This is a genomic window from Rhizobium mayense, assembly GCF_030272705.1.
In the GTDB taxonomy this organism is placed as follows: Bacteria; Pseudomonadota; Alphaproteobacteria; order Rhizobiales; family Rhizobiaceae; genus Rhizobium; species Rhizobium mayense.
This window is the reverse complement of the sequence record NZ_JARFYM010000031.1, coordinates 68529-92108: the sequence shown is the minus strand read 5'-3', so window position 1 is coordinate 92108 and position 23580 is coordinate 68529. Positions and strand designations below refer to the sequence as shown.

At 59.3% G+C, this 23580-nt stretch carries 18 protein-coding genes; 11 read left to right on the top strand and 7 right to left on the bottom strand.

Annotation, left to right across the window (positions count from 1 at the left end; all coding sequences use genetic code 11):
* Nucleotides 1-89 precede the first annotated feature (89 nt).
* Nucleotides 90-1106: an Lnb N-terminal periplasmic domain-containing protein gene (locus PY649_RS27290; RefSeq protein WP_285872000.1), complete on the top strand. Its 1017-nt coding sequence runs from the start codon at nt 90-92 to the stop codon at nt 1104-1106.
* Nucleotides 1107-1348: 242 nt separating this feature from the next.
* Here PY649_RS27290 and PY649_RS27285 read toward each other — a convergent pair whose 3' ends face one another.
* Together PY649_RS27285 and PY649_RS27280 are read right to left on the bottom strand one after the other, a co-directional pair.
* Entirely contained in the window at nt 1349-1825 is a 477-nt protein-coding gene (locus PY649_RS27285) for a hypothetical protein (RefSeq protein WP_285871999.1), read from the bottom strand.
* 202 nt (nt 1826-2027) lie between these two features.
* Complete coding sequence (locus PY649_RS27280) at nt 2028-2528, bottom strand: histidine kinase (RefSeq protein ID WP_285871998.1); 501 nt, start codon at nt 2526-2528, stop codon at nt 2028-2030.
* A gap of 259 nt (nt 2529-2787) precedes the next feature.
* Here PY649_RS27280 and PY649_RS27275 point away from each other — a divergent pair, with 259 nt between their 5' ends.
* On the top strand, nt 2788-3672 hold the full coding sequence (locus PY649_RS27275) for a helix-turn-helix domain-containing protein (protein WP_285871997.1): 885 nt from the start codon (nt 2788-2790) through the stop codon (nt 3670-3672).
* Between the two features lie 164 nt (nt 3673-3836).
* Entirely contained in the window at nt 3837-6032 is a 2196-nt protein-coding gene (locus tag PY649_RS27270) for a TonB-dependent siderophore receptor (RefSeq protein WP_285871996.1), read from the top strand.
* A gap of 55 nt (nt 6033-6087) precedes the next feature.
* Here PY649_RS27270 and PY649_RS27265 read toward each other — a convergent pair whose 3' ends face one another.
* On the bottom strand, nt 6088-6858 hold the full coding sequence (locus PY649_RS27265; RefSeq protein WP_285871995.1) for an alpha/beta fold hydrolase: 771 nt from the start codon (nt 6856-6858) through the stop codon (nt 6088-6090).
* A 278-nt stretch (nt 6859-7136) separates the two neighbouring features.
* Here PY649_RS27265 and PY649_RS27260 point away from each other — a divergent pair, with 278 nt between their 5' ends.
* The 6 genes from PY649_RS27260 (at nt 7137) to PY649_RS27235 (ending at nt 16067) form a co-directional block, all read left to right on the top strand.
* Complete coding sequence (locus PY649_RS27260; protein ID WP_104827188.1) at nt 7137-7739, top strand: ANTAR domain-containing response regulator; 603 nt, start codon at nt 7137-7139, stop codon at nt 7737-7739.
* Complete coding sequence (locus tag PY649_RS27255; RefSeq protein WP_285871994.1) at nt 7736-8962, top strand: CmpA/NrtA family ABC transporter substrate-binding protein; 1227 nt, start codon at nt 7736-7738, stop codon at nt 8960-8962. The genes PY649_RS27260 and PY649_RS27255 overlap by 4 nt, the downstream gene beginning before the upstream one ends.
* A 319-nt stretch (nt 8963-9281) precedes the next feature.
* Nucleotides 9282-10553, top strand: a complete 1272-nt coding sequence (locus PY649_RS27250) for an MFS transporter (RefSeq protein ID WP_285871993.1) — start codon at nt 9282-9284, stop codon at nt 10551-10553.
* A gap of 19 nt (nt 10554-10572) precedes the next feature.
* Complete coding sequence (nirB, locus tag PY649_RS27245; protein ID WP_285871991.1) at nt 10573-13023, top strand: nitrite reductase large subunit NirB; 2451 nt, start codon at nt 10573-10575, stop codon at nt 13021-13023.
* A 4-nt stretch (nt 13024-13027) separates the two neighbouring features.
* The gene (nirD, locus tag PY649_RS27240) at nt 13028-13363 is read left to right on the top strand and encodes a nitrite reductase small subunit NirD (RefSeq protein WP_285871990.1); all 336 of its coding nucleotides are present in this window, start codon (nt 13028-13030) and stop codon (nt 13361-13363) included.
* 46 nt (nt 13364-13409) lie between these two features.
* On the top strand, nt 13410-16067 hold the full coding sequence (locus PY649_RS27235; RefSeq protein WP_285871989.1) for a nitrate reductase: 2658 nt from the start codon (nt 13410-13412) through the stop codon (nt 16065-16067).
* A 30-nt stretch (nt 16068-16097) separates the two neighbouring features.
* Here PY649_RS27235 and PY649_RS27230 read toward each other — a convergent pair whose 3' ends face one another.
* A complete protein-coding gene (locus PY649_RS27230; RefSeq protein ID WP_285872028.1) occupies nt 16098-16862 on the bottom strand; it encodes a hypothetical protein in 765 nt (254 codons plus the stop codon).
* A gap of 277 nt (nt 16863-17139) precedes the next feature.
* Here PY649_RS27230 and ku (PY649_RS27225) point away from each other — a divergent pair, with 277 nt between their 5' ends.
* Nucleotides 17140-17943: a non-homologous end joining protein Ku gene (ku, locus tag PY649_RS27225; RefSeq protein ID WP_285871988.1), complete on the top strand. Its 804-nt coding sequence runs from the start codon at nt 17140-17142 to the stop codon at nt 17941-17943.
* Here the strand turns inward: ku (PY649_RS27225) and ligD are convergent.
* On the bottom strand, nt 17940-20456 hold the full coding sequence (gene ligD, locus PY649_RS27220; protein ID WP_285871986.1) for a DNA ligase D: 2517 nt from the start codon (nt 20454-20456) through the stop codon (nt 17940-17942). The two genes, ku (PY649_RS27225) and ligD, sit on opposite strands and share 4 nt — an antisense overlap.
* 3 nt (nt 20457-20459) lie before the next feature.
* Complete coding sequence (gene ku / locus PY649_RS27215; RefSeq protein WP_285871985.1) at nt 20460-21305, bottom strand: non-homologous end joining protein Ku; 846 nt, start codon at nt 21303-21305, stop codon at nt 20460-20462.
* Between the two features lie 372 nt (nt 21306-21677).
* Here ku (PY649_RS27215) and PY649_RS27210 point away from each other — a divergent pair, with 372 nt between their 5' ends.
* Nucleotides 21678-22637 carry a cation diffusion facilitator family transporter gene (locus tag PY649_RS27210; RefSeq protein ID WP_285871984.1) on the top strand — a complete coding sequence of 320 codons (960 nt, stop codon included), beginning with the start codon at nt 21678-21680 and terminating at the stop codon, nt 22635-22637.
* Between the two features lie 88 nt (nt 22638-22725).
* Here the strand turns inward: PY649_RS27210 and PY649_RS27205 are convergent, their stop codons facing one another.
* A complete protein-coding gene (locus tag PY649_RS27205) occupies nt 22726-23469 on the bottom strand; it encodes an ROK family protein (protein WP_285871983.1) in 744 nt (247 codons plus the stop codon).
* Nucleotides 23470-23580: the final 111 nt, after the last annotated feature.

Genomic DNA, 23580 nt, shown 5'->3' with positions numbered 1-23580 from the left:
TTATGTAAGTTTGAGCTGGAACCACACAAGGTAGATGATCATACGCCGTTCGGTGTCGATTGAGCGGCAAATCCGAGAGGGGCCGGAAATTGCGTCGCATCACATGGGTCGCTTTTGCCCTTTTACTTGCGCTCTTCATAGCGCTTTTGTCCGTCTGGGCTTCGCTAGCCATTTGGTATCGTCTACCGACGGACGAATTCATCAGGGCTCTGACTGCGGGCCTGTTCGTACTCCTGGGTCTCGGCACGATCGCGGCATTGTTCGGCCGCTGGTATATACAGGCGCTGCTGGCTTTCGTGCTGGCTTTCGCCATCACCGTCGGCTGGTGGAGCACAATCAAGCCGCGCCGGCACGCCAATTGGGCATCTGACGTCGCCAGACAGGTGACAGGCACGCGCAATGGCGACATGCTGACGCTCATCAACGTTCGCGATTTCGACTGGCGCAGCAACACTGATTTCACCGAGCGCTGGACGACCCGAACCTATGACCTCACCAAGGTGCAGACCATCGATCTGTTCATGTCCTATTGGGCAGGGCCGGAGATGGCCCACATGATCCTGAGCTTCGGTTTCGACGGTGGCGGCCAGCTTGCCTGGTCAATCGAAGTGCGGCGTCGCGAAGGCGGCGAATTTTCCCCAATCGCGGATCTCTTCAAGAGCAACCCCCTCGTGATCATTGCTGCAGACGAACGTGACGTGGTCGGGGTGCGATCGAATGTCCGTGGCGAAGATGTACAGCTCTATCGCCTGAAGGTGTCGCCCGACGCTGCACGGCAGCTACTGCTCGAATATGTCGAAGACGCTAACGCTCTTGCCACGACGCCGGAATTTTACAATTCGATCACGACGAATTGCACGACAACGGTTGCGAAGATGATGCGCGCCGTCGGCGCCGTCATACCATTCGACTGGCGGCTTATCGTCAATGGCTACATTCCCGACTACGCCTATGATCGTGGCGCGCTCGACACTAGTGTGCCGCTTTCGGAGTTGCGGGCGTTCGCTCACATCGATCTTCGAGCCAGGGATGCAGGCTTGTCGCCGGATTTCTCTCGGGCTATCCGGGTCGGCGTGCCTTCTCCAAACTCTCAGATGGCTCAATGAAAAATAGACTCCACGCGCACTGCTAGCTGGGTTGCCGATGCAGAGCTCTCGGCGCACTCGCAATTTATTCGCATCAGGCAAATCAGTTAGCGATCATCGCACGGAGGGCAAGATCAATCGTGACTTTGTCAAAACCCGGCTGCCAAAGAAGTCTGTCCGACCACTGGAAACAGATTGCAACCTGATCGTTGTCGGCGTTGAGAATTGAACTATCAACTCGGCTCCTTGCATATTCCGGCACGTCAATGAAACGTTGGGTGCACGGCCCCGTCAGGATGCAGTTGCTCGATAAAAGGATCGTTTCGACCGTCAACGAAATAGGATTGCAGCCGCTCGTAAATCCTTGAGTTCTCCCTCGGGCTGCAGTGCCACATCGTTTGTCCCAGCACATCACCGAGCGCTATCGATCGCGGGCTTCGCCCGGGCATTGTCGAGAAAAACTGCTTGGCGATGGTGTGGAACAGATTCAGTTGCGAATTGTGCCGCAGTCTGCCGGTTTCGTTCAGATCCTCGAAATAACCCTGGACCATATCGAGACGGTACGCCTTGCCTTCAACATAGGCCACCATCACCTGTGCGATGATGACCTGCTCATTCGCCCAGTTCGGGAATACCGCGTTCTCTTCCGGCAAAGCGCCATCGACGACAAAGATGGTCCGCATATCCGGTCCGAGGATAATCGTTTTCATCTCATAACTGTCGACGATCCAGTGCGCCATTTTCACCGATCTACCAGCTTATCGCCTGTAATTTATAGGCGCCTTCTGACAGCGACCTGAATCGCTGCCATGTTGGCTATGCGGCATGCCATTTGTAATCTTGGCGACGCCGACTAGGCCATCCACGCCTTGACAAGGTGACCGTAATAAGCAGAGGCAACGACATAAGTGGTTGCCTCTGCTATTCCCCACTTACGAAGGCTCAATCATTGATCGGCTTGAGCGAATTCATAATGTTCTGCACTGCTTCGTCATGCTTGTCCTGGGTGTCCTTCGAACCCCAATAGGTGACGATCAGAAGCTTGTGTTCGGACGGCTGGAGCAGGCCGAGTTCGACGTCGACCGGGCCGTCCTTGTCTTTGCCATCCCATTCCAGATGCGCCATCTTCATGCCGTTGAGCACGGAATCCGGAAACTCATGCTTGGACTTATCGTCGATTTCGACGCCGTTTTTCGTCAGGAAGTCGATGACGTCGTCGAGCGTTTTATCAATTGTCTTTTCGCTGGCGATGTCGATGGAGAAATAAATCGCGGAGTCGGGAGAGGTTGCATCGACGCCGGTTTCCGTTTCCTTGGGCCCCCAGCTATGCGGGATCGAGACTTCGGCGATCGGTTCCTCGCTCGGGAACTGCAGAGTCTCGCCATGGGCGAGAAACGGGAAAGCTGCTGCGAAAACCGCGGCGATGAGAAGCTTTTCTTTCATGTGAGGTCCTATCAACGTCGATGATATGCCGTTTTGTCGCCGGCGGGCGTGGGACTCACGCGCCACTGGCAGAAATATCGACAACCCATTGCGAAAACTAGGCAAATGCGGCTTGCTGCGAGGCTCAAAATTGGGGTGAATTTGGAATGGGATTGTGTGGTGCCTTCGGGAGTTTGCTCCATTGCCATGGAAGTTTCGCTGATATAATAACTTGAGTTTATTACGAAGGATTATATCAAAACGGAGCTGGAAGCTGAGGATGACGTTTCAGCCAAGGATGCAGAACAGGATCGGCGGTTTTTCGGTCATCGGCGGCGTTCATCGGCGCCGGTGGAATGGCATCGTTGCCGACGTCTGGAACGTCAATTGTGCAGCCCGCGCCGGCGGCTACTATATCGCCGACGATCCCAGGCTCTTCATCCTGCTCGATCAGCGCGGCTCCGGTACGAGCAACGTCAGGCTCTCGCCGCGTGTCCAAAGCCGCCAGCAAGAGTTTGAGCGCGAAAGGATTTCTTATATCCCCGCCGGGATGGAGCTTTGGGCCGATCTCGACGGTGTCGATTTCGTGCGCCATCTCGATATTCATTTCAATGCAGAGGTCATCGGCCAGCGGCTGATGGAGGATCTCGATCAGACCCGTCTCGACAGTCCGCGCCTGCATTTCTTCGATCCTCGGCTGATGGCGCTGGCCGAATTGATCGCCGCCGAATGTGAGAATCCGCAACCCCTGCATGATCTCTATGGCGACGGCCTCACGCTTTCGCTGCTGATCAATGTGCTGCAGCTGCGAGGATCGCAGCCGCGTAAGCGCAGCGAACTGGCCTCCTGGCAACTGCGCCGCGCAGTCGACTACATCGAGCAAAATTGCCTCCGGAACATCCGCCTGGAAGAACTGGCGTCGCTGACGGGGCTGTCGCAATCGCATTTCAGCCACGCCTTCAAGGCGTCGACCGGCCTGCCGCCGCACCAATGGCAGACCAAGGCGCGGCTCGAACGGGCAAAGCAGCTGCTGCTGAAAGGCGACACGCCGCTCACCAATATCGCTGTCGAGACCGGCTTTGCCGATCAGGCGCATTTCACCCGCGTCTTCCGCAAGAATGTTGGCACCACTCCGGCGAACTGGAAACGAAGCCAGATTGCCTAAAAGCCACACCCAGCGGGCGATTGCCGGCACTGTGGAGAATTGCCCAAAAACGTTCAATTCCCCGATTTCGAGACAAGCCGTCCTGTTAAATATGAGTTAATTACTCAGCTTATTTTGAAGGCACGGCCACCCGGATTGAGCTGGGTGTCGCGAAGTTAGGACTGATGACGGAAATGCAGGGATTGACCGAAGGCGTATTTTTAAAACGGGTATTGGCGGCAGGCGTTGCCGCGGCAGCAATGGCGCTGGGCTCGCAGGGGGTGGCCCAGGAGAGCCCAACGGAATTGAAGCCGCTGGTCGTCCAATCAGGTCAGGATAACAGCGAAGCGAGCGGCACCGCCCCGGTCAAAGGCTATGTCGCCAAAAAGACGACGACCGGATCGAAGGCGGACATGCCGATTACCGAGATACCGCAATCGGTCTCAGTCATCGGCCGGCAGGAAATGAACGATCGCGGCATCACCAACAAGGTCGACGAGGCGCTGCGATACACTCCGGGCGTCACCACGCAGCCCTTCGGCGATGACGGCGATACCGACTGGTTTTATATTCGCGGCTTCGACGCTACGCAGACCGGCGTGTTCATGAATGGGCTCACGCTCTACAGCTATGGTTTCGGCGGCTTCCAGATCGATCCCTTCATGCTCGAGCGCGTGGAGGTGCTGAAGGGGCCTTCCTCGGTGATCTATGGCGGCTCCAATCCCGGCGGTCTTGTCAACTTGGTGCGCAAGGAACCGACCGATGATCCCTATTATTACACTGAGATCGGCATCAACAATCTCGGCAACGCCTTCCTCGGCTTCGATTTTTCCGACAAGCTCTCGGCCGACGGGGTCTATCGCTACCGGCTGACGGGCAAAGTCGCCGGCGGCGACACCTATAGCGACAACACGCACGATCTGCGCGGCTTCATCATGCCGCAGGTCACCATCTCTCCGGACGACTCCACCAAGCTCACCGTCTACGGCATGGTCAGCGGCCTCGATGAGGTCCATAGCGGCAACGGCTTTTTTCCCTATGTCGGCACCGTAGTCGACGCACCCTTCGGCAAGATCAGGCGCAGGGCCTTCTATGGCGAGCCGGACATCGACAACCTGAAATACGCCCAGCAGATGGTTGGCTACGAGTTCTCGCACGAATTCGACGGCGGTTGGACGGTGTCGCAGAATGCGCGCTACGGCCATCTCTACAAGCGCGAGGAGGGCCCGTATCTGAATGGTTATGTGGACGGCAATCCGCTCGATCCGTCCTATGACGATCCGAACTATATGCTGAACCGCATCGGCTTTTTCGAACGGTCGAAAGTCGATACCTTCTCCGTCGATACCCGCGCGCAAAACGAATTCGCTACCGGCGCTGTCGCCCATAATTTCATGGTCGGCACCGATTACTCGATCTACCGGCTCGACCAGATCCAGGCTTGCTGCGGCTCCAATCCGATCAGCGCCACCAATCCGGTTTATGGCACGCCGCAGGGTGCCAATTTCGTTTACCTCAATCAGGTGCTGACACAGCAGCAGCTCGGCATCTATACGCAGGACCAGATGCATTTCGGCGGCGGATGGCTGCTGACGCTTAACGGCCGTTACGACTTTGTCGACATCGATTCGGATGCGAAGGTCGGCACCACCTATAGCACCAATGAAAAGGCGGCGAGCGGCCGCGCGGGCCTCGCCTACGAGTTCTCCAACGGCGTTACCCCCTATGTCAGCGCCGGCACCTTCTTCAATCCTCTGATCGGCACCAGCGTCAGCGGCGGCGGCCTGACACCCGAGAAGGGCCAGCAGTATGAAGCCGGCGTCAAATACGAACCCGACTTCATCGATGGCCTTTTCACCGCATCGATCTTCCAGATTAACCGCAAGAATATGGCGCTGACCGATCCCGTCACCTTCCTGCAGCGCCAGATCGGCGAAGTGCGTTCGCGCGGCTTCGAATTCGAAGGCAAGGTCAATCTCGACGACAATTGGAAGCTGCTCGGCTCCTACTCCTACACCGATCTCGAAATCACCAAGGATCTCGATCAAACCGTCGTCGGCAATTCGCCCTACCTCATCCCGAACTCCACCGCCTCGCTCTGGCTCGACTACGCCTTCACGAGCGATGCGCTTGACGGCCTCAGCATCGGCGCTGGCGTGCGCTATCAGGGCAAGTCCTGGGCAGACGAGGCCAACACCTTGCGCGTGCCTTCAGCAACGCTCTTCGATGCCGGCATCCGCTACGAGAAAAAGGGCTGGGGCGCTTCGCTCAACGTCGCCAACCTCTTCGACAAGAACTATGTCGCGGGTTGCGCCGGGGAAAACGTCTGCGGCTACGGCGAGGCACGGACCATTACGTTCAAGCTCAGCAAGAAGTGGTGAGTTGAGGCCCTTGCATGCCGGCTGCATCCATGAGCCGGCATGCGACTGGCCCTTCTCACTTCGAGCCAGTCTTTGCGGCTTCCTCGATCAGCTTCGCAACGTCGTGCGGCTTTGACAAATACACGGCGTGGCTCGACTTGACCTCATAGGTCTTGCTTCCGGCACGCTTTGCCATGCTGCGCTCGAGATCCGGATTGATCGACCGGTCTTCCGTTGCAACAAGCGCGAAGCTTGGTTTGCTTTTCCAGGCCGGTTCGCCCGCTTCGGCGCCAAATGCCTTCTGCGAGGCAAAGACCTCAGACTTGGCGATGAAATCCGCCTCGGCCTTTGGCAGGTCGGCGGCAAACGCCTCATGAACCGCGTCCGGGTCCAAATAGAGGAAACCGTCCGGCGTCGCCTTGACGCTGTCCTTCCTCGCGTTTTCGACGGGTTTGCTCTGAGCAAGCGTTGCCAGGCTTTCGCCCTTGTCGGGCTCAAAAGCCGCAACATAGACCAGCGCGGAGACATTAGCGGCATTGCCGGCATCGCTGACAACCATGCCGCCATAGCTATGGCCGACGAGGACAGTTAGACCATTTTGCAAGTCGAGAACACGCTTGGTCGCCGCGACATCGTCAGCCAGCGACGTCAGCGGCTCCTGCACGATCGTAACCTTATACCCGTCCTTGGTCAGAAGGTCGGACACGGTGCGCCAGCCGGAACCATCGGCAAACGCGCCGTGGACGATGACGACGTTCTTCACTTCGGCAGCGGAAGCAATGGACCATGAACCTGCCGTCGTTACAGCGAGAGCCACAGCCGCACGGAACAGAATCTGCTTGATCATGGAGATATCCTTTCATGAGATAGTTTGCGCGATATTTATTACGACGCAAACTATCTATCGCCATCCCCTGCGTGTCCAGCTGCGCGGGACGACGAATTTGTCCGCCAATGTGTACCGCAGGCCCCTCTATACATAGGCTTACAAATTTCCCGGCAACTGACTTTATGGGTCCCTTTGCCTTGCGGTTGGATCAGACCGATCGTAAGGAAGCACAGGGCGGCTATGGCGGTTGAGCGTTGCTTCAGCCTGTGAGCTTGGGCCAGAGGCGATATGCGACAATGAAATCTCATACCCTTGCCGTGTTGGTCATAGACGAGAACCGCATTCGCGCCTCAATCATTGAGGCCGGATTGCGCGAGGCCGGATATGAGAACGTCACGATCGTTCACGACATCAACGGAATTGCCCGCAGGATCAGCGAGATCAATCCGGATGTGATCGTCATCGATCTGGAAAATCCCAATCGAGACATGCTCGAAAACATGTTTCAGCTTTCCCGCGCCGTGAAGCGGCCGATCGCCATGTTCGTCGACAGGTCGGACGAAGCCTCGATCGAAGCGGCCGTCGATGCCGGCGTTTCCGCCTATATCGTCGACGGCTTGAAGCAGGAGCGCGTGCGGCCGATCCTGAAGATGGCCATCAGCCGCTTCAACGCATTCGCGCGCCTCAATCGCGAACTGGAAGAGACCCGAGGCGAACTCGAAAACCGCAAGGTGATCGACCGCGCCAAAGGCCTGCTAATGAAATCGCGGGGCATATCGGAAGAAGAGGCCTATGCGCTGATGCGCAAGACGGCCATGAACCAGAACCGCAAGATCATAGACATCGCGCAAAGTCTGGTAACGGCGATCGGCCTGCTCGATCCAGGAGAAAACGCATGACGCAGACACACGAGATCGTTGCCGGGTTCCTTCCCCTTCTCGATAGCGCCCTGCTCGTCATCGCGAAAGAACAAGGTTTCGCCGAGGCGGAGGCGATCGACCTCAGGCTGGTGCGAGAGGCCTCCTGGGCCAATATTCGCGACCGGCTTGCAGTCAGCCGCTACAACGTGGCGCATATGCTTGCCCCGATGCCGATTGCCTGCAATCTCGGGCTGACGCCGCTTGCGCCGAAGATGATCGTGCCGATGGCGCTCGGTCTCGGCGGCAATGCGGTCACGGTATCGTCAGCGCTTTGGGATCAAATGGCCGCCGCTGGCGCAAGCGACGACCTCGATGCCGGCCGCAACGGCAAAGCCCTTCATGAGGTTGTCCTCAAACGTCCGGAACGCCCTCTGCGTTTCGCCGTCGTCCATCCGCATTCCGGGCACAATTACGAGCTGCGCTATTGGCTTTCGGCTTGCGGCATGGATCCCGATCGCGACATCGAAATCATCATTCTGCCGCCGCCGGAAATGCCGGATGCGCTTGCTGCCAGCCAGATTGACGGATACTGCGTCGGTGAGCCCTGGAATACGGCTGGTGTCATAAGCGGCAAAGCCCATATCGCAACGGTCAAAGCCGCGATCTGGAAGTCTAGCCCGGAAAAAGTGCTCGGCGCCAATGCCGGGTGGGCCGATGATCACCCCGACGCGATGGCCGCCCTGCTGCGAGCCGTGTACCGCTCGGCGGTCTGGTGCTCCGATCCGCAGAACAGGGAAACCTTGGCGTCGACCCTCGCCAAGCCGGCCTATATCGGCCGCCCCATTGCTTGGCTGCTGCCGGCCCTATCCGGCGATCTGCGGGTCGGCGGCGGTCAGGTGACGAGCGTCAAGGACTTCTTCGTTCCCCGTGCCAAGGCGGCAACCTTCCCCTGGAAGAGCCATGCCCTCTGGTTCTATACGCAGATGGTGCGCTGGGGGCAGGTCGTTCACGACGAACACAACGAGACCATTGCCCGCAGTACCTACAGGCCGGACATATACCGTTCGGCATTGCAGCCGCTTGGCGTGGCCCTGCCCGGCGCCAGTGCCAAGGTCGAAGGCGCTCTTCGCGTCGAAACGCCGGTTGGTTCCACCGGCGCCAGCCTGACGCTCGGTCCCGATGGTTTCTTCGACGGCAGCCTGTTCGATCCGGACAAGATCGATGCTTATATCGAAGCGCAGCGGGCGGCCAAAGGCGGCTGAGCACCCTGCTCGATTAATGTGCACCGCAGCAAAGGCCGCCCAAGATTTGACCATCCGGTCATTGGGCCAATAGAGCCCTCGATTTTTTTCATTGAAATTGCACGGTTTTCCGGACGTCCTGGATTTGGCACGCTCCTTGCACTGTTATAGGCGAGGCCGAGAAGGCTCACCTATTGGCGTCCAACGTCGGGCGTCTCAAGCAAAGCTGCCGATCAGGATTGACGAACACGCTTTCGGCGTGCGCGAACCCTGACCAGCAGCTTTTTTTGTTTCAATTCGAACCAAGGGAAGGCGCGACGTTGTCGCGCACGGAGAAGCTATGCCCGCTTTTGACCAAACGCAGACATTGTCCTCTGACGCACCGCAACGCGCGCTGTGGATATCAACACTGGCATTCACGATCTGTTTTGCCGTGTGGACGATCTTCGCGATCATCGGCATTCGCATCAAACAGGAGCTCGGCCTGAACGAAGCCGAGTTCGGCTTGCTGGTCGGCACTCCGGTCCTGACCGGTTCGATCGTCCGCATCGTCCTTGGCATCTGGACGACGCGCTATGGCGGCCGGCTCGTCTACACGCTCACCATGCTGGCCGCCGCATTGGCGACCTTCCTGCTCTCCTATGCCCACACCTATACGCAGATGCTGATCGCCGGCCTCGGCGTCGGCCTTGCCGGTGGCTCCTTCGCGGTCGGCGTCGCCTATGTCTCGCCCTTCTTCCCGCCGGAGAAGCAGGGAACGGCGCTCGGTATCTTCGGCGCGGGCAATGTCGGTGCCGCGGTGACCAAGTTCGCTGCTCCCTTCGTCCTCCTTGCATGGGGCTGGCAGGCTGTCGCGGAGATCTGGGCGCTGGTGCTTGCAGTTATGGCTGTCGTCTTCTGGTTCACCACGACGGACGATCCGGCCTTCCGCGCTCGTCGCAATGGCGGCGGCGCAACCAAGAGCCTGCTGCAGGAATTTGCGCCATTGAAGAATGTGCAGGTATGGCGCTTCTCGCTCTATTACTTCTTCGCGTTCGGCGGCTTCGTCGCCCTGTCGCTGTGGCTGCCCCGTTATCTGGTCGGCGTCTACGGCTTCAACCTCGAGACTGCCGGCATGGTCGCCGCAGCCTATTCCATCCCCGGCAGCATCTTCCGCGCCTTCGGCGGCATGCTTTCCGACAAGAAGGGCGCACGCAGCGTGATGTACACGATGCTGGCGGTGTCGGCACTCGCCACCTTGATCCTTTCGCTGCCGGCAGCCACGGCGACAGGCCCGGCCTTCGGCATCACGCCGGCCATCTTCATCGTCGTCATCTTCATCCTTGGCTTCTTCATGAGCCTCGGCAAGGCGGCCGTCTACAAGCACATTCCTGCCTATTATCCCGGCGCCGTCGGTGCTGTCGGCGGTATCGTCGGCATGATGGGCGGCCTTGGCGGCTTCATCCTGCCGATCGCCTTCGGCCTGCTCAAGGATATGACCGGCCTCTGGTCGAGCTGCTTCATGCTGCTCTTTGCGATCGTCGCCATCTCGTTGGTATGGATGCATCTCTCCATCCGGCAACTGCAGCGCAACAGCGCCGCGACCGCAAACACCAGCATCTTTGCCCAGTAATTCGGATCGGAACTCCCTCATGACCCAGAAACTTGTCATCATCGGCAACGGCATGGCGCCCGGCCGCATGCTGGAACATCTCCTCGAAAAGGCGCCCGGCCACTATGAAGTGACGATCTTCAACGCCGAGCCCCGCGTCAATTACGACCGCATCATGCTGTCGCCGGTACTTTCAGGCGAAAAGGACTACGAGCAGATCATCATTCACGGTGACGGCTGGTACATCAAGAATAACATCACGCTCTACAAGGGCCACAGGATCATCAATATCGATCGGGCGGCCAAGACGGTCACCTCCGATCACGGCGTCACCGAGAACTACGACAAGCTGGTAATTGCCACCGGTTCGGTGCCCTTCATCATCCCGGTGCCGGGCAAGGATCTGCCCGGCGTCATCACGTATCGCGACCTCGACGACGTGCAGGCGATGTTGCTCGCCGCCCAGTCGCGCGAGAAGGCAATCGTCATCGGCGGCGGTCTCCTCGGCCTCGAAGCTGCTGCGGGCCTTGCCTCCCGCGGGATGGATGTCACGGTTCTGCATGTCATGCCGACGCTGATGGAACGCCAGCTCGACCCGGCTGCAGGCTATCTGCTGCAAAAGGCGGTGGAAGAGCGCGGCATTAAAGTCATTACCAAGGCCAATACCAAAGCGATTGTCGGGAACGGCAAGGTCGAGGGCATCGAGCTTGAAGACGGCCGCATCATTCCCGCGACCCTCGTCGTCATGGCAGTCGGCATCCGCCCAAGCGTCGGGCTCGCGAAGGACGCCGGTATCGCCGTCAACCGCGGCATCGTCGTCGACGATGGCATGAACACTTCGGATGGCGACATCATGGCGCTTGGCGAATGCGCCGAAGTGGGCGGCATGGTCTACGGCTTGGTGGCGCCTCTCTATGAAATGGCGCGTGTCGCCGCTTCGCATTTGTCGGGAGACACCTCCGCCGCCTTCGTGCATTCCGACACGCCGACCAAGCTCAAGGTCACCGGCATCGACCTCTTTTCTTTGGGCGACTTTGCTGATGGCGACGACCGCGAGGAAATCGTGCTGCGCGATGCCGCAGCTGGCGTCTACAAGCGCGTGATCCTCAAGGACAATCGCATCATCGGCACCGTGCTATACGGCGAGACCGCTGACGGCGCATGGTTCAACGACCTGAAGAAGAAGGCGACCGATATTTCGGAGATGCGCGAGACGCTGATCTTCGGCCAGGCCTACCAGGGAGGGTCCCCGCTGGACCCTATGGCGGCCGTTGCAGCCTTGCCGGATGATGCGGAAATCTGCGGCTGCAACGGCGTCTGTAAGGGCAAAATCACCTCGACGATCACCGCCAAGGGTCTGACGTCCCTCGACGACGTGCGCGCCCATACCAAGGCATCCGCCTCATGCGGCTCTTGCACCGGTTTGGTCGAGCAACTGATGACGATCACGCTTGGCGACAGCTACAATCCGAAGGCCGTACAGCCGATGTGCGCCTGCACCGAGCTCGGCCATGACGATGTGCGCCGGCTGATCAAGGCCAAGGGATTGAAGACCATCCCCGCCGTGATGCAGGAGCTGGAGTGGAAGACCTCGTGCGGCTGCGCGAAATGCCGGCCGGCACTGAACTACTACCTCGTCTGCGACTGGCCGGATGAGTATGCCGACGATTATCAGTCGCGTTTCATCAATGAACGCGTTCACGCCAACATCCAGAAAGACGGCACCTATTCGGTCGTACCGCGCATGTGGGGCGGCGTGACCAGTTCGAACGAGCTGCGCGCCATCGCCGATGTCGTCGACAAATTCGAGATCCCGATGGTGAAGGTGACCGGCGGCCAGCGCATCGATCTGCTCGGCGTCCAGAAGGAAGACCTGCCCGCCGTCTGGGCCGATCTCGGCAAGGCTGGTTTCATCTCCGGCCAGGCCTATGCCAAGGGGCTGCGCACGGTGAAGACCTGCGTCGGTTCCGACTGGTGCCGCTTCGGCACGCAGGATTCGACCGGCCTCGGCATCCGCATCGAGAAGTTCATGTGGGGCTCGTGGACACCGGCAAAGCTCAAGATGGCGGTTTCCGGCTGTCCGCGCAATTGCGCCGAGGCGACCTGCAAGGACATCGGCGTCATCTGCGTCGATTCAGGCTTCGAGATCCATTTCGCGGGCGCTGCCGGTCTCGACATCAAGGGCACGGAAGTGCTCGGCCTGGTCAAGACCGAGGATGAGGCGCTGGAACATATCGTGGCGCTGACGCAGATGTACCGCGAACAGGCCCGCTATCTTGAGCGCATCTACAAATGGGCCAAGCGCATCGGTCTCGACGAGATCCGCCGCCAGATCATGGGGGATGCCAAAAAGCGCAAGGCTTATTACGACCGCTTCGTCTTCAGCCAGAAATTCGCCCAGGTCGACCCCTGGTCGGAGCGCGTCTCCGGCAAGGACAAGCATGAGTTCAAGCCGATGGCGACGATCGGTTACCCGCAGGCGGCCGAGTAAGGAGATGGACATGAACTGGATTGAGATCGGGGATATCTCGGATATTCCGCTGCGCGGCGCGCGCTGCGTGAAGACCCCGCAGGGCAAGATCGCGGTCTTCCGTACTGCCGAAAACGAAGTTTTCGCCATTGAGGATCATTGCCCGCACAAGGGCGGACCGCTTTCGCAAGGGATCGTGCATGGCGCAGCCGTCACCTGCCCACTGCACAATTGGGTGATCTCGCTTGAAACCGGCAAGGCGCTCGGGGCGGATGAAGGTTCGGTTCGCACCATCCCGGTGCGCAATGAGGACGGCGTTCTGTCGATCAGGCTCGATAGTCTCATGATGGCGGCGGAATAGATGGTCTTTCGCCCGGCAATATCTTCGGCTCTTGGAGGACACTTCAATGCCCGCTGAGACCAAAACAACCTGCCCCTATTGCGGCGTCGGCTGCGGCGTCATCGCCAGCATCGATGATGACGGCAAGGTTTCTGTCAAAGGCGATCCTGATCACCCCTCCAACTACGGGCGCCTCTGTTCCAAGGGGTCGGCGCTCGCGGAGACGATCGATCTTGACGGTCGTCTTCTCTATCCGGAAGTCGGCAGTCAACGGGCGAGCTGGGACGATGCCCTTGATCTGGTGGCAAAACGTTTTTGCGAAACCATCGCCGCGCATGGCCCGGATTCGGTTGCCTTCTACGTCTCCGGTCAGCTTCTGACCGAGGACTATTATGTCGCCAACAAGCTGATGAAAGGCTTCATCGGCTCGGCCAACATCGATACCAATTCGCGCCTCTGCATGTCGTCCTCGGTCGCGGGCCACCGTCGTGCCTTCGGTTCCGATACGGTGCCTGGCACCTATGAGGACATTGAACTGGCCGATTTGGTGATCCTGACCGGCTCCAATCTCGCCTGGTGCCATCCGGTGCTCTACCAGCGACTTGCCGCCGCAAAAGCCGAACGCCCCGGAATGAAGGTCGTCGTCATCGATCCGCGCCGAACGATGACCTCCGATATCGCGGATCTGCATCTGGCAATCCGACCGGATGGAGACGTCGCGCTGTTTACCGGCTTACTTGCCCGGCTGGCCCAGAGCTCCGCCATCGACCAGAATTTCATCGCGCTCCACACAGAGGGCTTCTCGGACGCTTTCGCCGAAGCCTCGGCGCTGAGCTTCGGCGACCTGCTCGACAAGACCGGTCTGCCGGCAATGCAACTGCGCGAGTTCTTCCGCTTGTTCGAGACGACGGAAAAGGTGGTTACCTGCTATAGCCAGGGCGTCAACCAATCGTCCTCCGGCACCGACAAGGTCAACGCCATCATCAATTGCCATCTCGCCACTGGACGCATCGGCCGCCTCGGCATGGGGCCGTTCTCGCTGACCGGCCAGCCGAATGCCATGGGCGGACGCGAGGTCGGCGGCCTCGCCAACATGCTTGCCGCCCACATGACGATCGAAAATGCAGACGATCGGCATCGCGTGCAGCGCTTCTGGAACTCCCCCGTTATCGCCGAACGGCCAGGATTGAAGGCCGTCGACATGTTTCGCGCCGTCGCCGATGGCCGCGTCAAAGCCCTGTGGATCATGGCGACCAATCCGGTGGTTTCGATGCCGGACGCCGACGCCGTGGAAGCGGCCATCAAAGCCTGTCCCTTCGTCGTCGTTTCCGATGTCTTGCGGCAGACGGATACGGCGCGACACGCGGATGTGTTGCTGCCCTCGCTGGGATGGGGCGAGAAGGATGGCACCGTCACCAATTCCGAACGCCGGATTTCCCGGCAGCGCGGATTTCTCCCCTCCCCTGGCGAGGCGAAGCCCGACTGGTGGCAGATGGCCGAAGTCGGTCGTCGAATGGGATTTTCCGAAGCCTTCTCCTTCCGCTCGCAGTCCGGTATTTTTGCCGAACATGCCGCCCTTTCCGGCTTCGAAAACAACGGCAGCCGGGATTTCGATATCGGCGCCTACCAGCAAATCGCGGCTGATGACTACGACGCGCTTTTGCCGTTCCAATGGCCGCAGCCTGCGGGATCAGCACCACAGACGACGCGCTTTTTCGCCAAAGGCGGTTTTTTTCATGCCGATGGCAAGGCCTGTTTCGTGCCCGTCAAGATGCCCGTTTCGGACCGCACGAGCGCGGAATTCCCATTCACGCTCAATACGGGCCGCATCCGCGACCAATGGCATACGATGACCCGTACCGGCAAAAGCGCTCGGCTGTCGGCCCATATCGCCGAACCCTTCGCCGAAATCCATCCCCGTGATGCGATCGAAATCGGCGTCAGCGACGCCAGCTTGATCGAGATCGAAAGCCCGCATGGCAAGGTGATCGTCAGGGCGTTGGTGACGGAACGACAGGCGCGCGGCAGCCTATTTGTGCCGATGCATTGGAACGACAGCTTCGCCGCAAAGGCGCGTATCGATACAGTCGTTGCGCCGCTGACCGATCCCTTTTCCGGCCAGCCGGCTTCGAAGAATGTCGCGGTCGCAGCACGCCCCTTCAAGGCACCCCGCTATGGCTTTGCCGTTTCCATGGCAAAGCCGCAACGGCTCGAAGCCACCTATTGGGCGCTTGCCAAAGCCGACGGCGGGTGGCGGATGGAGTTGGCTTTCAACGACACCGTGGAAGACTGGGCGGATTGGTGCCATGCGACGTTCAATATTCCTGCTGATGTCGAACCGCTGGGTTATGCCGATCAAACCTCCGGCGATGTCCGCCTGGGCTTTTTTGACGAAAACAGGCTGCTTGCGGCGCTATTTCTGGCCCGCCAGCCGGTCGCCGTTGCCCGCAACTGGGCGATCGCGCAACTGTCCGCATCGCACGGCAATATGCGCAAGCGCTTCGCCCTCGTCGCCGGCCGGCCAGGCACCGACACACCGGACCCAGGCGCAACGGTCTGCTCGTGTTTCGGCGTCGGCGTCAACCAGATCGTCGGCGCGGTTCGCAATGGCTGCCACAGCGTCGAGGCGGTCGGCAAAGCGCTGAACGCCGGGACCAATTGCGGCTCCTGTCGCGCCGAAATCCGCGGGATCATCGATGGGTGCCTGGCGACGGCGGCTGAATAGAAGGCTTGCCGGGCCACGAATCCTGTTTTTCTAGAAGTGGATCGCGAGCCCCAGAATTGGCCCCTGCTGGACAATGTTGAATTCGAAATTGTCGTGGTTGTAGTCGACCCCCAACGCGCGATAGCCCGCAATCGCCGAAATCCTGTTGTTGAATTTGTATCCGAGGCCTGCGGCGACATCCCAGTCGACATCGGCTCCACCGCCGCCGACGAGACCCCAACCGGTCAGATAGATTTGAGGCGTGAAGAAGTAGTTGCCCTTCAACCCGGCAACCGCGTCCACCCAGGTGGCGTTGTCATCGCGGCTAACGCCGCCAAGAAGGCCGCCGTTGAACGAGATTTTGGTGTCGACCGACCACACCCTGGCGCCTCCAACAATGTCGAGATGGCCGGACGGTTCGTCGATAAGCGCATAGCCGGCACCCAAAAGGCCGGCGAAGGTCTTCGACGTGACTTCGATGTTGTTTGCGAAAATACCTCTAGGCGTATGGGCATCTTGGGAGACTTTCGCATAAATGATGTCGCCGAAGATGCTGTAGCGATCATACCGCGCCTCGCCCGCCGCCATGAACCCGAAATCCAGATCCTGCAAAATATCGCTGAAGCTTTCGTCGACGTGCACAGCAGGCAGACCGAATTGCGCAATATCGCCCTTCATTCCGGCGGCCCAGAAATAGGGCGCGAACGTGAAGGTCCACCCGCTTTGCGTAGCGACGGGTTTGGCTTCCGAATTGAGAAGCGGCGTCAGATCGGCCGCCTGAAGCGACCCGCCGACCGTCATAGCGCCCATAAACATCAACAGGCAGGCGAAGTTCAATTTCATCGTCATATCCCCTCCGGCGACGACTCACAAAGTGCTGTAGCAAAGCATGAGCAAATGCACCGGAAACTGTAAGTACGTTACAGTAACAAACTTGAAAAATAGCGGGATGCAGGCTTTGCTCCCCAGGCATTGAACCTTCGAAGAATAGTGTTTTCCGGCCGTTGCCCTGACCACGGCGACTGGCGATGGATCGTCAGATGGAACAAAGCGTCAAGCCTGCCGTTCCGATGTGAAATTGGGAGATCAAAGCATGGCTCAGCGTTCTTTCTGGAAAGGCTATCTCAAGCTCTCGCTGGTGACCTGCCCGGTCGCGATGGCGCCGGCTGTATCGGAAAATGAGAAGATCCGTTTCCACACCCTCAATCGCGAAACCCGAAACCGCGTCGTCAGCCAATATGTCGACTCCGTCACCGGCAAGGTGGTGAAGGAAGACGACGAGGTCAAAGGCTATGAGCGTGGCGAGGGCGAGTATGTGCTGATCGAAGACGACGAACTGGAGTCCGTCGCGCTCGAAAGCACCCGCACGATCGATATCGATGTCTTCGCACCGCGCGACTCTATCGAATGGATCTGGCTCGACCAGCCGCATTACCTGACCCCCGACGATCCCGTCGGCGAAGAGGCTTTCTGCGTCATCCGCGACGCCATGGCCGCGACCAAGACAGTCGGCATCTCCCGATTGGTGATGTATCGCCGCGAACGGGCCGTCATGCTTGAGCCCCGCGACAAGGGCATCGTGTTATGGACATTGCGTTACGGCGACGAGGTCCGCGATAAGGAGGCCTATTTCGAAACGATCAAGGCGGACAAGGCCGATCCGTCCTTGATGTCGCTTGTCCTGCAGTTGATCGACGAGCAGACGAAGCCCTGGACACCATCGATGGCGAGCGATCCGGTGCAGGACAAGCTGCACGATCTGATCGCCGCAAAAAAGAAGGGACGGAAACCGGCGGCCAAAACCAAGCCCGAGGCCGAAACGCCACCGAGCAATGTCATCAACATCATGGACACATTGAAAAAGAGCGTCGCCGCCGCCTCGAAAGCCACGCGCTAGGCTCTGCGTCTCCTTGATTTCGGTTGTTCCAATGGAACAGCGGCCGACCGAAAATCCTCCCAAGGATCAGATCGAAGGGCCGCGAGTCGAGTGGGCGCATTATTGACCGTGAAATAGGCTGGCCCTATCGCAGGACTAAGTTCGTCCCAAGTCAAGGGCATCGAGACCGCAGCCCCCGGGCGCGCTCGCGTCGAATAGGGCGCCACTGCCGTTGAGCCGCGCTGATTGCGCAGGTAGTCGATCAGGATTTTGCCCTGCCGCTTCGACTTGGTGATGGTGGAGACGTAGCGCGCCGGGCTATCGGCCGCCATCTGGTCGGCGATGGATTTCGTGAAAGCCTTGACGACGAGCCAGTCGGCCGATGGTTTCAATGGCGACACGACATGCAGGCCCTTACCGCCTGATGTCTTGACGAAGGCTTCCAGGCCGGCCTGGTTCATGCGAGCACGCGTTTCCTCCGCCGCTTCGATCACTCGCTCCCAGGGCACGCCAGGCCCGGGGTCGAGATCCATGATGATGATATCGGGATGCTCCCAATCGGCGATCGTGCTGCCCCAGGGGTGGAGCTCCAGCGAACCCGCCTGCACGAGACCGAGCAAGCCATCGAGACCATCGATGCTGACGAGTGGAGTGTGGTCCTTGTCCTTCGGGTCATGGATGACGACAATGTTTTCGTTCAGACCTTTCCACGCATGCTTTTGGAAAAAGTGCTGGCCGCCGATGCCGTCGGGGCAACGCAGCAGAGCCAGTGGCCGCTGTACGGCGAACGGCGCCATATATTTCCAGACATCAGTGTAATAATCGGCGAGACCTTCCTTGGTGACGCCCTCGTCCGGCCAGTAGAGACGGTCGGGATGCGTGAGAATGACTGTCCGCTTCGGCAGTTCTGGTTCCCTACCCGCGGCGATGGAGGGCTCTCGAATAACCTCGGTCGCCCGCTTGTCCTCGCGTAGACCGCGGAACGCGGCGTGTCGCAGCAGACCATCCCCTGTCCACGTGCGGAACTCGATTGCGGCAACCAGTTCCGGACGGACAAAACGGACGCCGCGCGCCTCATCGGCACTGAGGCGTTTATCAAACGAGCTTTTGTCCGTCCGCATGTTTTCGAGTTGAGAATAAAGGTCCTCCGCGACCTTGTTGGTAAATCCCGTGCCGACGCGGCCGACATATTGCAGCCTGCCCTTATCGAAAATGCCGAGTGAGAGAGAGCCGATCGCCTTGCGCGCCGTCGAAGACGGTACATAACCCGCAATTACAAACTCCTCCCGGAAGGAACATTTCGATTTCAGCCAGCTTCTGCCACGGCCAGAGCGATAGGGTTCGTCGGCTTGCTTCGACACGATGCCTTCCAGGCCGAGAAGGCAGGCATGCTCCAGTACCAGGTCGCCATCGGCATCGAAATCACTGCTGAAACGGATTTTGCTGGTCCCGGAAGGTACGACTTTCTCCAGTATCTTCTTTCTTTCCACCAAGGGAACGGCGCGCAGATCATATCCGTCGAGATAGAGGAGATCGAAGGCATAGAAGACGAAACGATCGGTCCTGCCGTCACGAAGATCGGCCTGGAGGGCTGCAAAATCCGATGCGCCGGAACTGGTCTCGACCACCAGCTCGCCATCCAAAAGTGCCGCCTTGAGTGGAAGCGCGGCGAGCGCTGTAATAAGTTCCTTCCCGAACTTGTCCGACCAGTCGAGGCCGCTGCGCGTCAGCAATCTGACGCGGCCGTGCTCAATGCGGGCCTGCAGGCGATAGCCGTCGAACTTGATTTCATGAAGCCATTGCTTGCCGCTCGGCGGCTTCTTCGTCAGCATCGCCAATGTCGGCTCGACGAAATCGGGTAAGGGCGACGTCCTGGCCTTCTTCACGGAAGAGGGATCAGCCGCAATTTTCACCGCGGTGCGCTTGGGTTGATTGATCCTGCCCGTCTTTGAAGACCATCCGGGCGGCTCTCCTTCGAGCTCCTCGATCAGTCGGCCGGTCTTCACCGATTCCGGCCGCTCCTCGAGAATGTCATCCGCGCCCTCGGGGCGGGCCGCGTCGTCCTCGCCTTTGATAAGCAGCCAATTGTCATTTTTCTCCCGAGGACGCCTTGCCATGCGGACCAGATGCCAGTGGCCGTGGAGCTTCTCTCCGTGCAGTTCGAGTTCGATGTGGCCCTTTTCCAAGCCTTTGTGCGGATCGCCATCCGGCTCCCAGGTGCCGCGATCCCAGACGATGACCGAGCCGCCGCCATATTCGCCCTTCGGAATAGTGCCTTCGAAATCGCCATATTCGAGCGGATGATCCTCAACCTGGACTGCCAGGCGTTTGTCCGTTGGAACCAGGCTCGGTCCCCTTGCAACCGCCCAGCTCTTCAGGACGCCGTCAAGCTCCAGGCGAAAATCATAGTGCAGACGGCGGGCTGCATGTTTCTGGATGACGAAACTGTTATGCGCTGCTGCCTTGCGCTTGCGTCCCCTGGGTTCGGATGTCTTTGAAAAATCGCGCTTTTCGCGATAGGTCTCAAGCGCCATGGATCAACCGGCCTTTCGCTGACGCGAAGCATTGGAAGCAGTGCGTTTCGGGGCACGCTTCTTTTCTCCACTGACGCCGGCGCTTTGGCGAAGTGCCTCCATGAGATCGACGACCTTTTCCGGCTTACGCTCCTTGCGGATGGTAATTTTGCGGCCCTCAAGCTTCGCCTTGATCAGTTCCGTGAGCGCGGCCTCATAGCGATCGTCAAACGCTTGCGCGTCGAACGTCCCGCTTTTCGTGGCGATGATATGCTTCGCCAGATCGAGCATTTCGCCCTTGATCTTGATGTCGGGCACATCCTCGAAAGCCTTGTCTGCAGAGCGGACCTCATAATCGTAATTCAGCGTCGTCGCGATCAGGCCCTTGTCGTAGGGGCGGATCAACAAAGTCCGCAAACGCCGGAAAAGAACCGTGCGCGCAATAGCCGCCGCCTTCTTTTTCTGCATGCCGGCCCGGATCAGCGCAAACGCCTCTTCGCCGCCGCGATCGCTCGGCGCCAAATAATAGGGCTTGTCGAAATAAACATCGTCGATATCGGCATATGCGACGAATGCCTGGAGATGAAGCGTCTTGTCGCTTCCTGGGACAACGGCGGCGATTTCGTCTTGCTCAAAGATCACATAGTCATCCTTGCCGACTTCATAGCCTTTGACCTGATCCTCACGCCCTACGGGTTTTCCGGTGCTGCTGTCGATAAATTCACGCCGGACACGATTGCCCGTCGCACGATTGATGGTGTGAAAAGACACACGCTCGGACGTGGACGTCGCGGTATAAAGCGCCACCGGGCACGTCACCAGACCGAACTGCAAATAGCCCTTCCATTGCGCACGCGGTGACATCGACACTACTCCGAGTGAAGCCAACAGAATGGAACGATATCTTCCAAGTTTTGTTCCAGTGCGCCGCCTAGTTTTCCGTCTTCTATAGTGCACCGCCGCTGCTGGCGGACATCAAGTCCAGCCAGATACAACAGTTAAGAATTGGCCTGTATTTGTCACCACCGTGTCTCGAAGGAAGCGCAGCTTCTCTATAGAGCACCTTGCAGCCGTTGCCTCTCCCATCCCGAGATCGGCCGCATGGCGGCAAGTCGCCAGCGACGACGGCCCTGCCTCGGGAGAATCTTCGGCGATCTGGTTGTAGGCACGGAAATAAAAATTCTCCTTGCACCTCTAGCGGCTAGAGGGATTAGTGGTGTTTGGTCATCGAGAGAAACTGCCATGACCCATACCCACGACCATGATCATCATGGCCATTCCCGCCATGCAGCCGACCACGGCCACGATCATGGCCAATTCGGGCATGCGCACGTGCCGCAAAACTTCGGCAAGGCCTTCGCGCTCGGCATCGCCCTCAACGCCGCCTTCGTGGTCATCGAAGTCGTCTACGGCGTGCTCGCACATTCGGTCGCGTTGATTGCCGACGCAGGCCATAATCTGTCGGACGCGCTCGGACTTGCAGTCGCTTGGGCGGCGGTTGTCCTTGCAAGGAGGAAACCGACGAGCCGTTTCACATACGGACTTGGTGGAACATCGATCTTAGCCGCTCTGTTCAATGCCATCTTCCTGCTCGTCGTGACGGGAGGTTTGACGTGGGAGGCGATACGGCGCTTCGCGGAACCGCAGCCCGCGGCAGGGGGTACCGTGATGATCGTCGCCGCCTGCGGCATCGTGCTGAATGGCTTCTGCGCCTGGTTGTTCGCTTCCGGACGGAAAGGAGACCTGAACGTCCGCGGAGCCTATCTACACATGGCGGCCGACGCTCTCGTCTCCCTCGGCGTGGTCGGCGGCGGCCTGGTCATTCTGGTGACCCGTTGGTCATGGGTCGATCCTCTTATGACGTTGGTCATCAGCATTGTGATCGTCCGCGGCACCTGGAGCCTGCTCACGGGGGCGATTTCCATGTCATTGGGTGCTGTTCCGCCAAACGTGGATCTTAGCAGGCTGCGCACTTTCCTGCACGAACTACCGGGCGTCGCAGACGTCCACGATTTGCACGTATGGTCTTTGAGCACGACCGAGACTGCCATGACCTGCCATCTCGTACTGCCGGACGGTCATCCCGGCGACGAGTTCATCGAGCGCGTTGCGGACGAGATAAATACTCGCTTCGAGATCGGGCACGCAACATTGCAGATTGAGCAGGCACCGTCGCCAGAGCATATGCACAGGGCGTGTTGATTGACCTTCAGTCTAGAAGACAGAAGATGAATGACGCACAAGGCAATTCAGCTGTCGATGCCGTCAAATTCGCTTGTTTCGCTCTCGTTCAAATGCGCAGGCTGTCGTCCAGCCACACCCGGAAACCACCACGGAAGGCGTTGTCATTATTGCCGCGCCGGCACTTCTCCGGCAGATCTTTGAGCCGGTCGACATTGCCGCCGCCGATGACGATGTAGTCCGGCAGCAGAGCCGCGGCCAAGCGCTCGGCAACGTCGAATACCGATTTGCGCCATTTGCCCTTGCCCCGACGCTCGAGGCCGCGTTCACCGACATAGTCCTCGAAAGTTGCCTTCCGGTAGGGCATGTGCGCCAATTCCAGCGGCATGCAGACGTTCTCGGCGATCAGGGCCGAGCCGAGGCCGGTTCCCAGGCCGAGGAAAAGCATGCGGCCCGCCTCGTAGCTGCCGATCGCCTGCATCAGCGCGTCGTTGACCATCCGCACGGGCCGGCCAAGGGCTGCTTCGAAATCGAAATTCTTCCATCCCGGCCCGAGGTTGAACGGATCGGCCGCGGCGCGGTGGGCGACAACGGGTCCAGGATATCCCATGGCGACAACGTCATAGTGCCAGTCGGCCGTGAGATCGCGCAACGCCGCCACCATCTTGGCCGCCGTCATCTGCTGCCCCGATGCGACAGCACGTCGCTCGCTGCCGCTGCTGAGTTCCACCTTCACATGCGAGCCGCCGATATCGACGGCAAGCACAGTGCGGACGGCCGGCGTGGCGCCCTTCTTCGGCTTACCATGGTGGCGTGTTTGCTCCGCTGCGGGTGCTTCGGTTATGTCAGCCATGCCTCACGCTCCTCTCCGGGCAGTGCCCTCAGTCGTTCCACGCTCCATCGGGCGCAAGATCGACGCTGTCTGTCAAGCCCAGGCGTATTGCGGATCGCTTAAATTCAATCC

Coding starts and splice junctions, on each gene's coding strand:
- PY649_RS27250 (WP_285871993.1), top strand. CDS start 9,282: ATGCCCGCTTTTGACCAAACGCAGACATTGTCCTCTGACGCACCGCAA.
- PY649_RS27280 (WP_285871998.1), bottom strand. CDS start 2,528: ATGAAAGAAAAGCTTCTCATCGCCGCGGTTTTCGCAGCAGCTTTCCCG.
- ku (WP_285871988.1), top strand. CDS start 17,140: ATGGCTCAGCGTTCTTTCTGGAAAGGCTATCTCAAGCTCTCGCTGGTG.
- PY649_RS27205 (WP_285871983.1), bottom strand. CDS start 23,469: ATGGCTGACATAACCGAAGCACCCGCAGCGGAGCAAACACGCCACCAT.
- PY649_RS27235 (WP_285871989.1), top strand. CDS start 13,410: ATGCCCGCTGAGACCAAAACAACCTGCCCCTATTGCGGCGTCGGCTGC.
- nirB (WP_285871991.1), top strand. CDS start 10,573: ATGACCCAGAAACTTGTCATCATCGGCAACGGCATGGCGCCCGGCCGC.
- PY649_RS27255 (WP_285871994.1), top strand. CDS start 7,736: ATGACGCAGACACACGAGATCGTTGCCGGGTTCCTTCCCCTTCTCGAT.
- ligD (WP_285871986.1), bottom strand. CDS start 20,456: ATGGCGCTTGAGACCTATCGCGAAAAGCGCGATTTTTCAAAGACATCC.
- PY649_RS27260 (WP_104827188.1), top strand. CDS start 7,137: ATGAAATCTCATACCCTTGCCGTGTTGGTCATAGACGAGAACCGCATT.
- PY649_RS27265 (WP_285871995.1), bottom strand. CDS start 6,858: ATGATCAAGCAGATTCTGTTCCGTGCGGCTGTGGCTCTCGCTGTAACG.
- PY649_RS27270 (WP_285871996.1), top strand. CDS start 3,837: ATGACGGAAATGCAGGGATTGACCGAAGGCGTATTTTTAAAACGGGTA.
- nirD (WP_285871990.1), top strand. CDS start 13,028: ATGGACATGAACTGGATTGAGATCGGGGATATCTCGGATATTCCGCTG.
- PY649_RS27210 (WP_285871984.1), top strand. CDS start 21,678: ATGACCCATACCCACGACCATGATCATCATGGCCATTCCCGCCATGCA.
- PY649_RS27275 (WP_285871997.1), top strand. CDS start 2,788: ATGACGTTTCAGCCAAGGATGCAGAACAGGATCGGCGGTTTTTCGGTC.
- PY649_RS27230 (WP_285872028.1), bottom strand. CDS start 16,862: ATGTTTATGGGCGCTATGACGGTCGGCGGGTCGCTTCAGGCGGCCGAT.
- PY649_RS27285 (WP_285871999.1), bottom strand. CDS start 1,825: ATGGCGCACTGGATCGTCGACAGTTATGAGATGAAAACGATTATCCTC.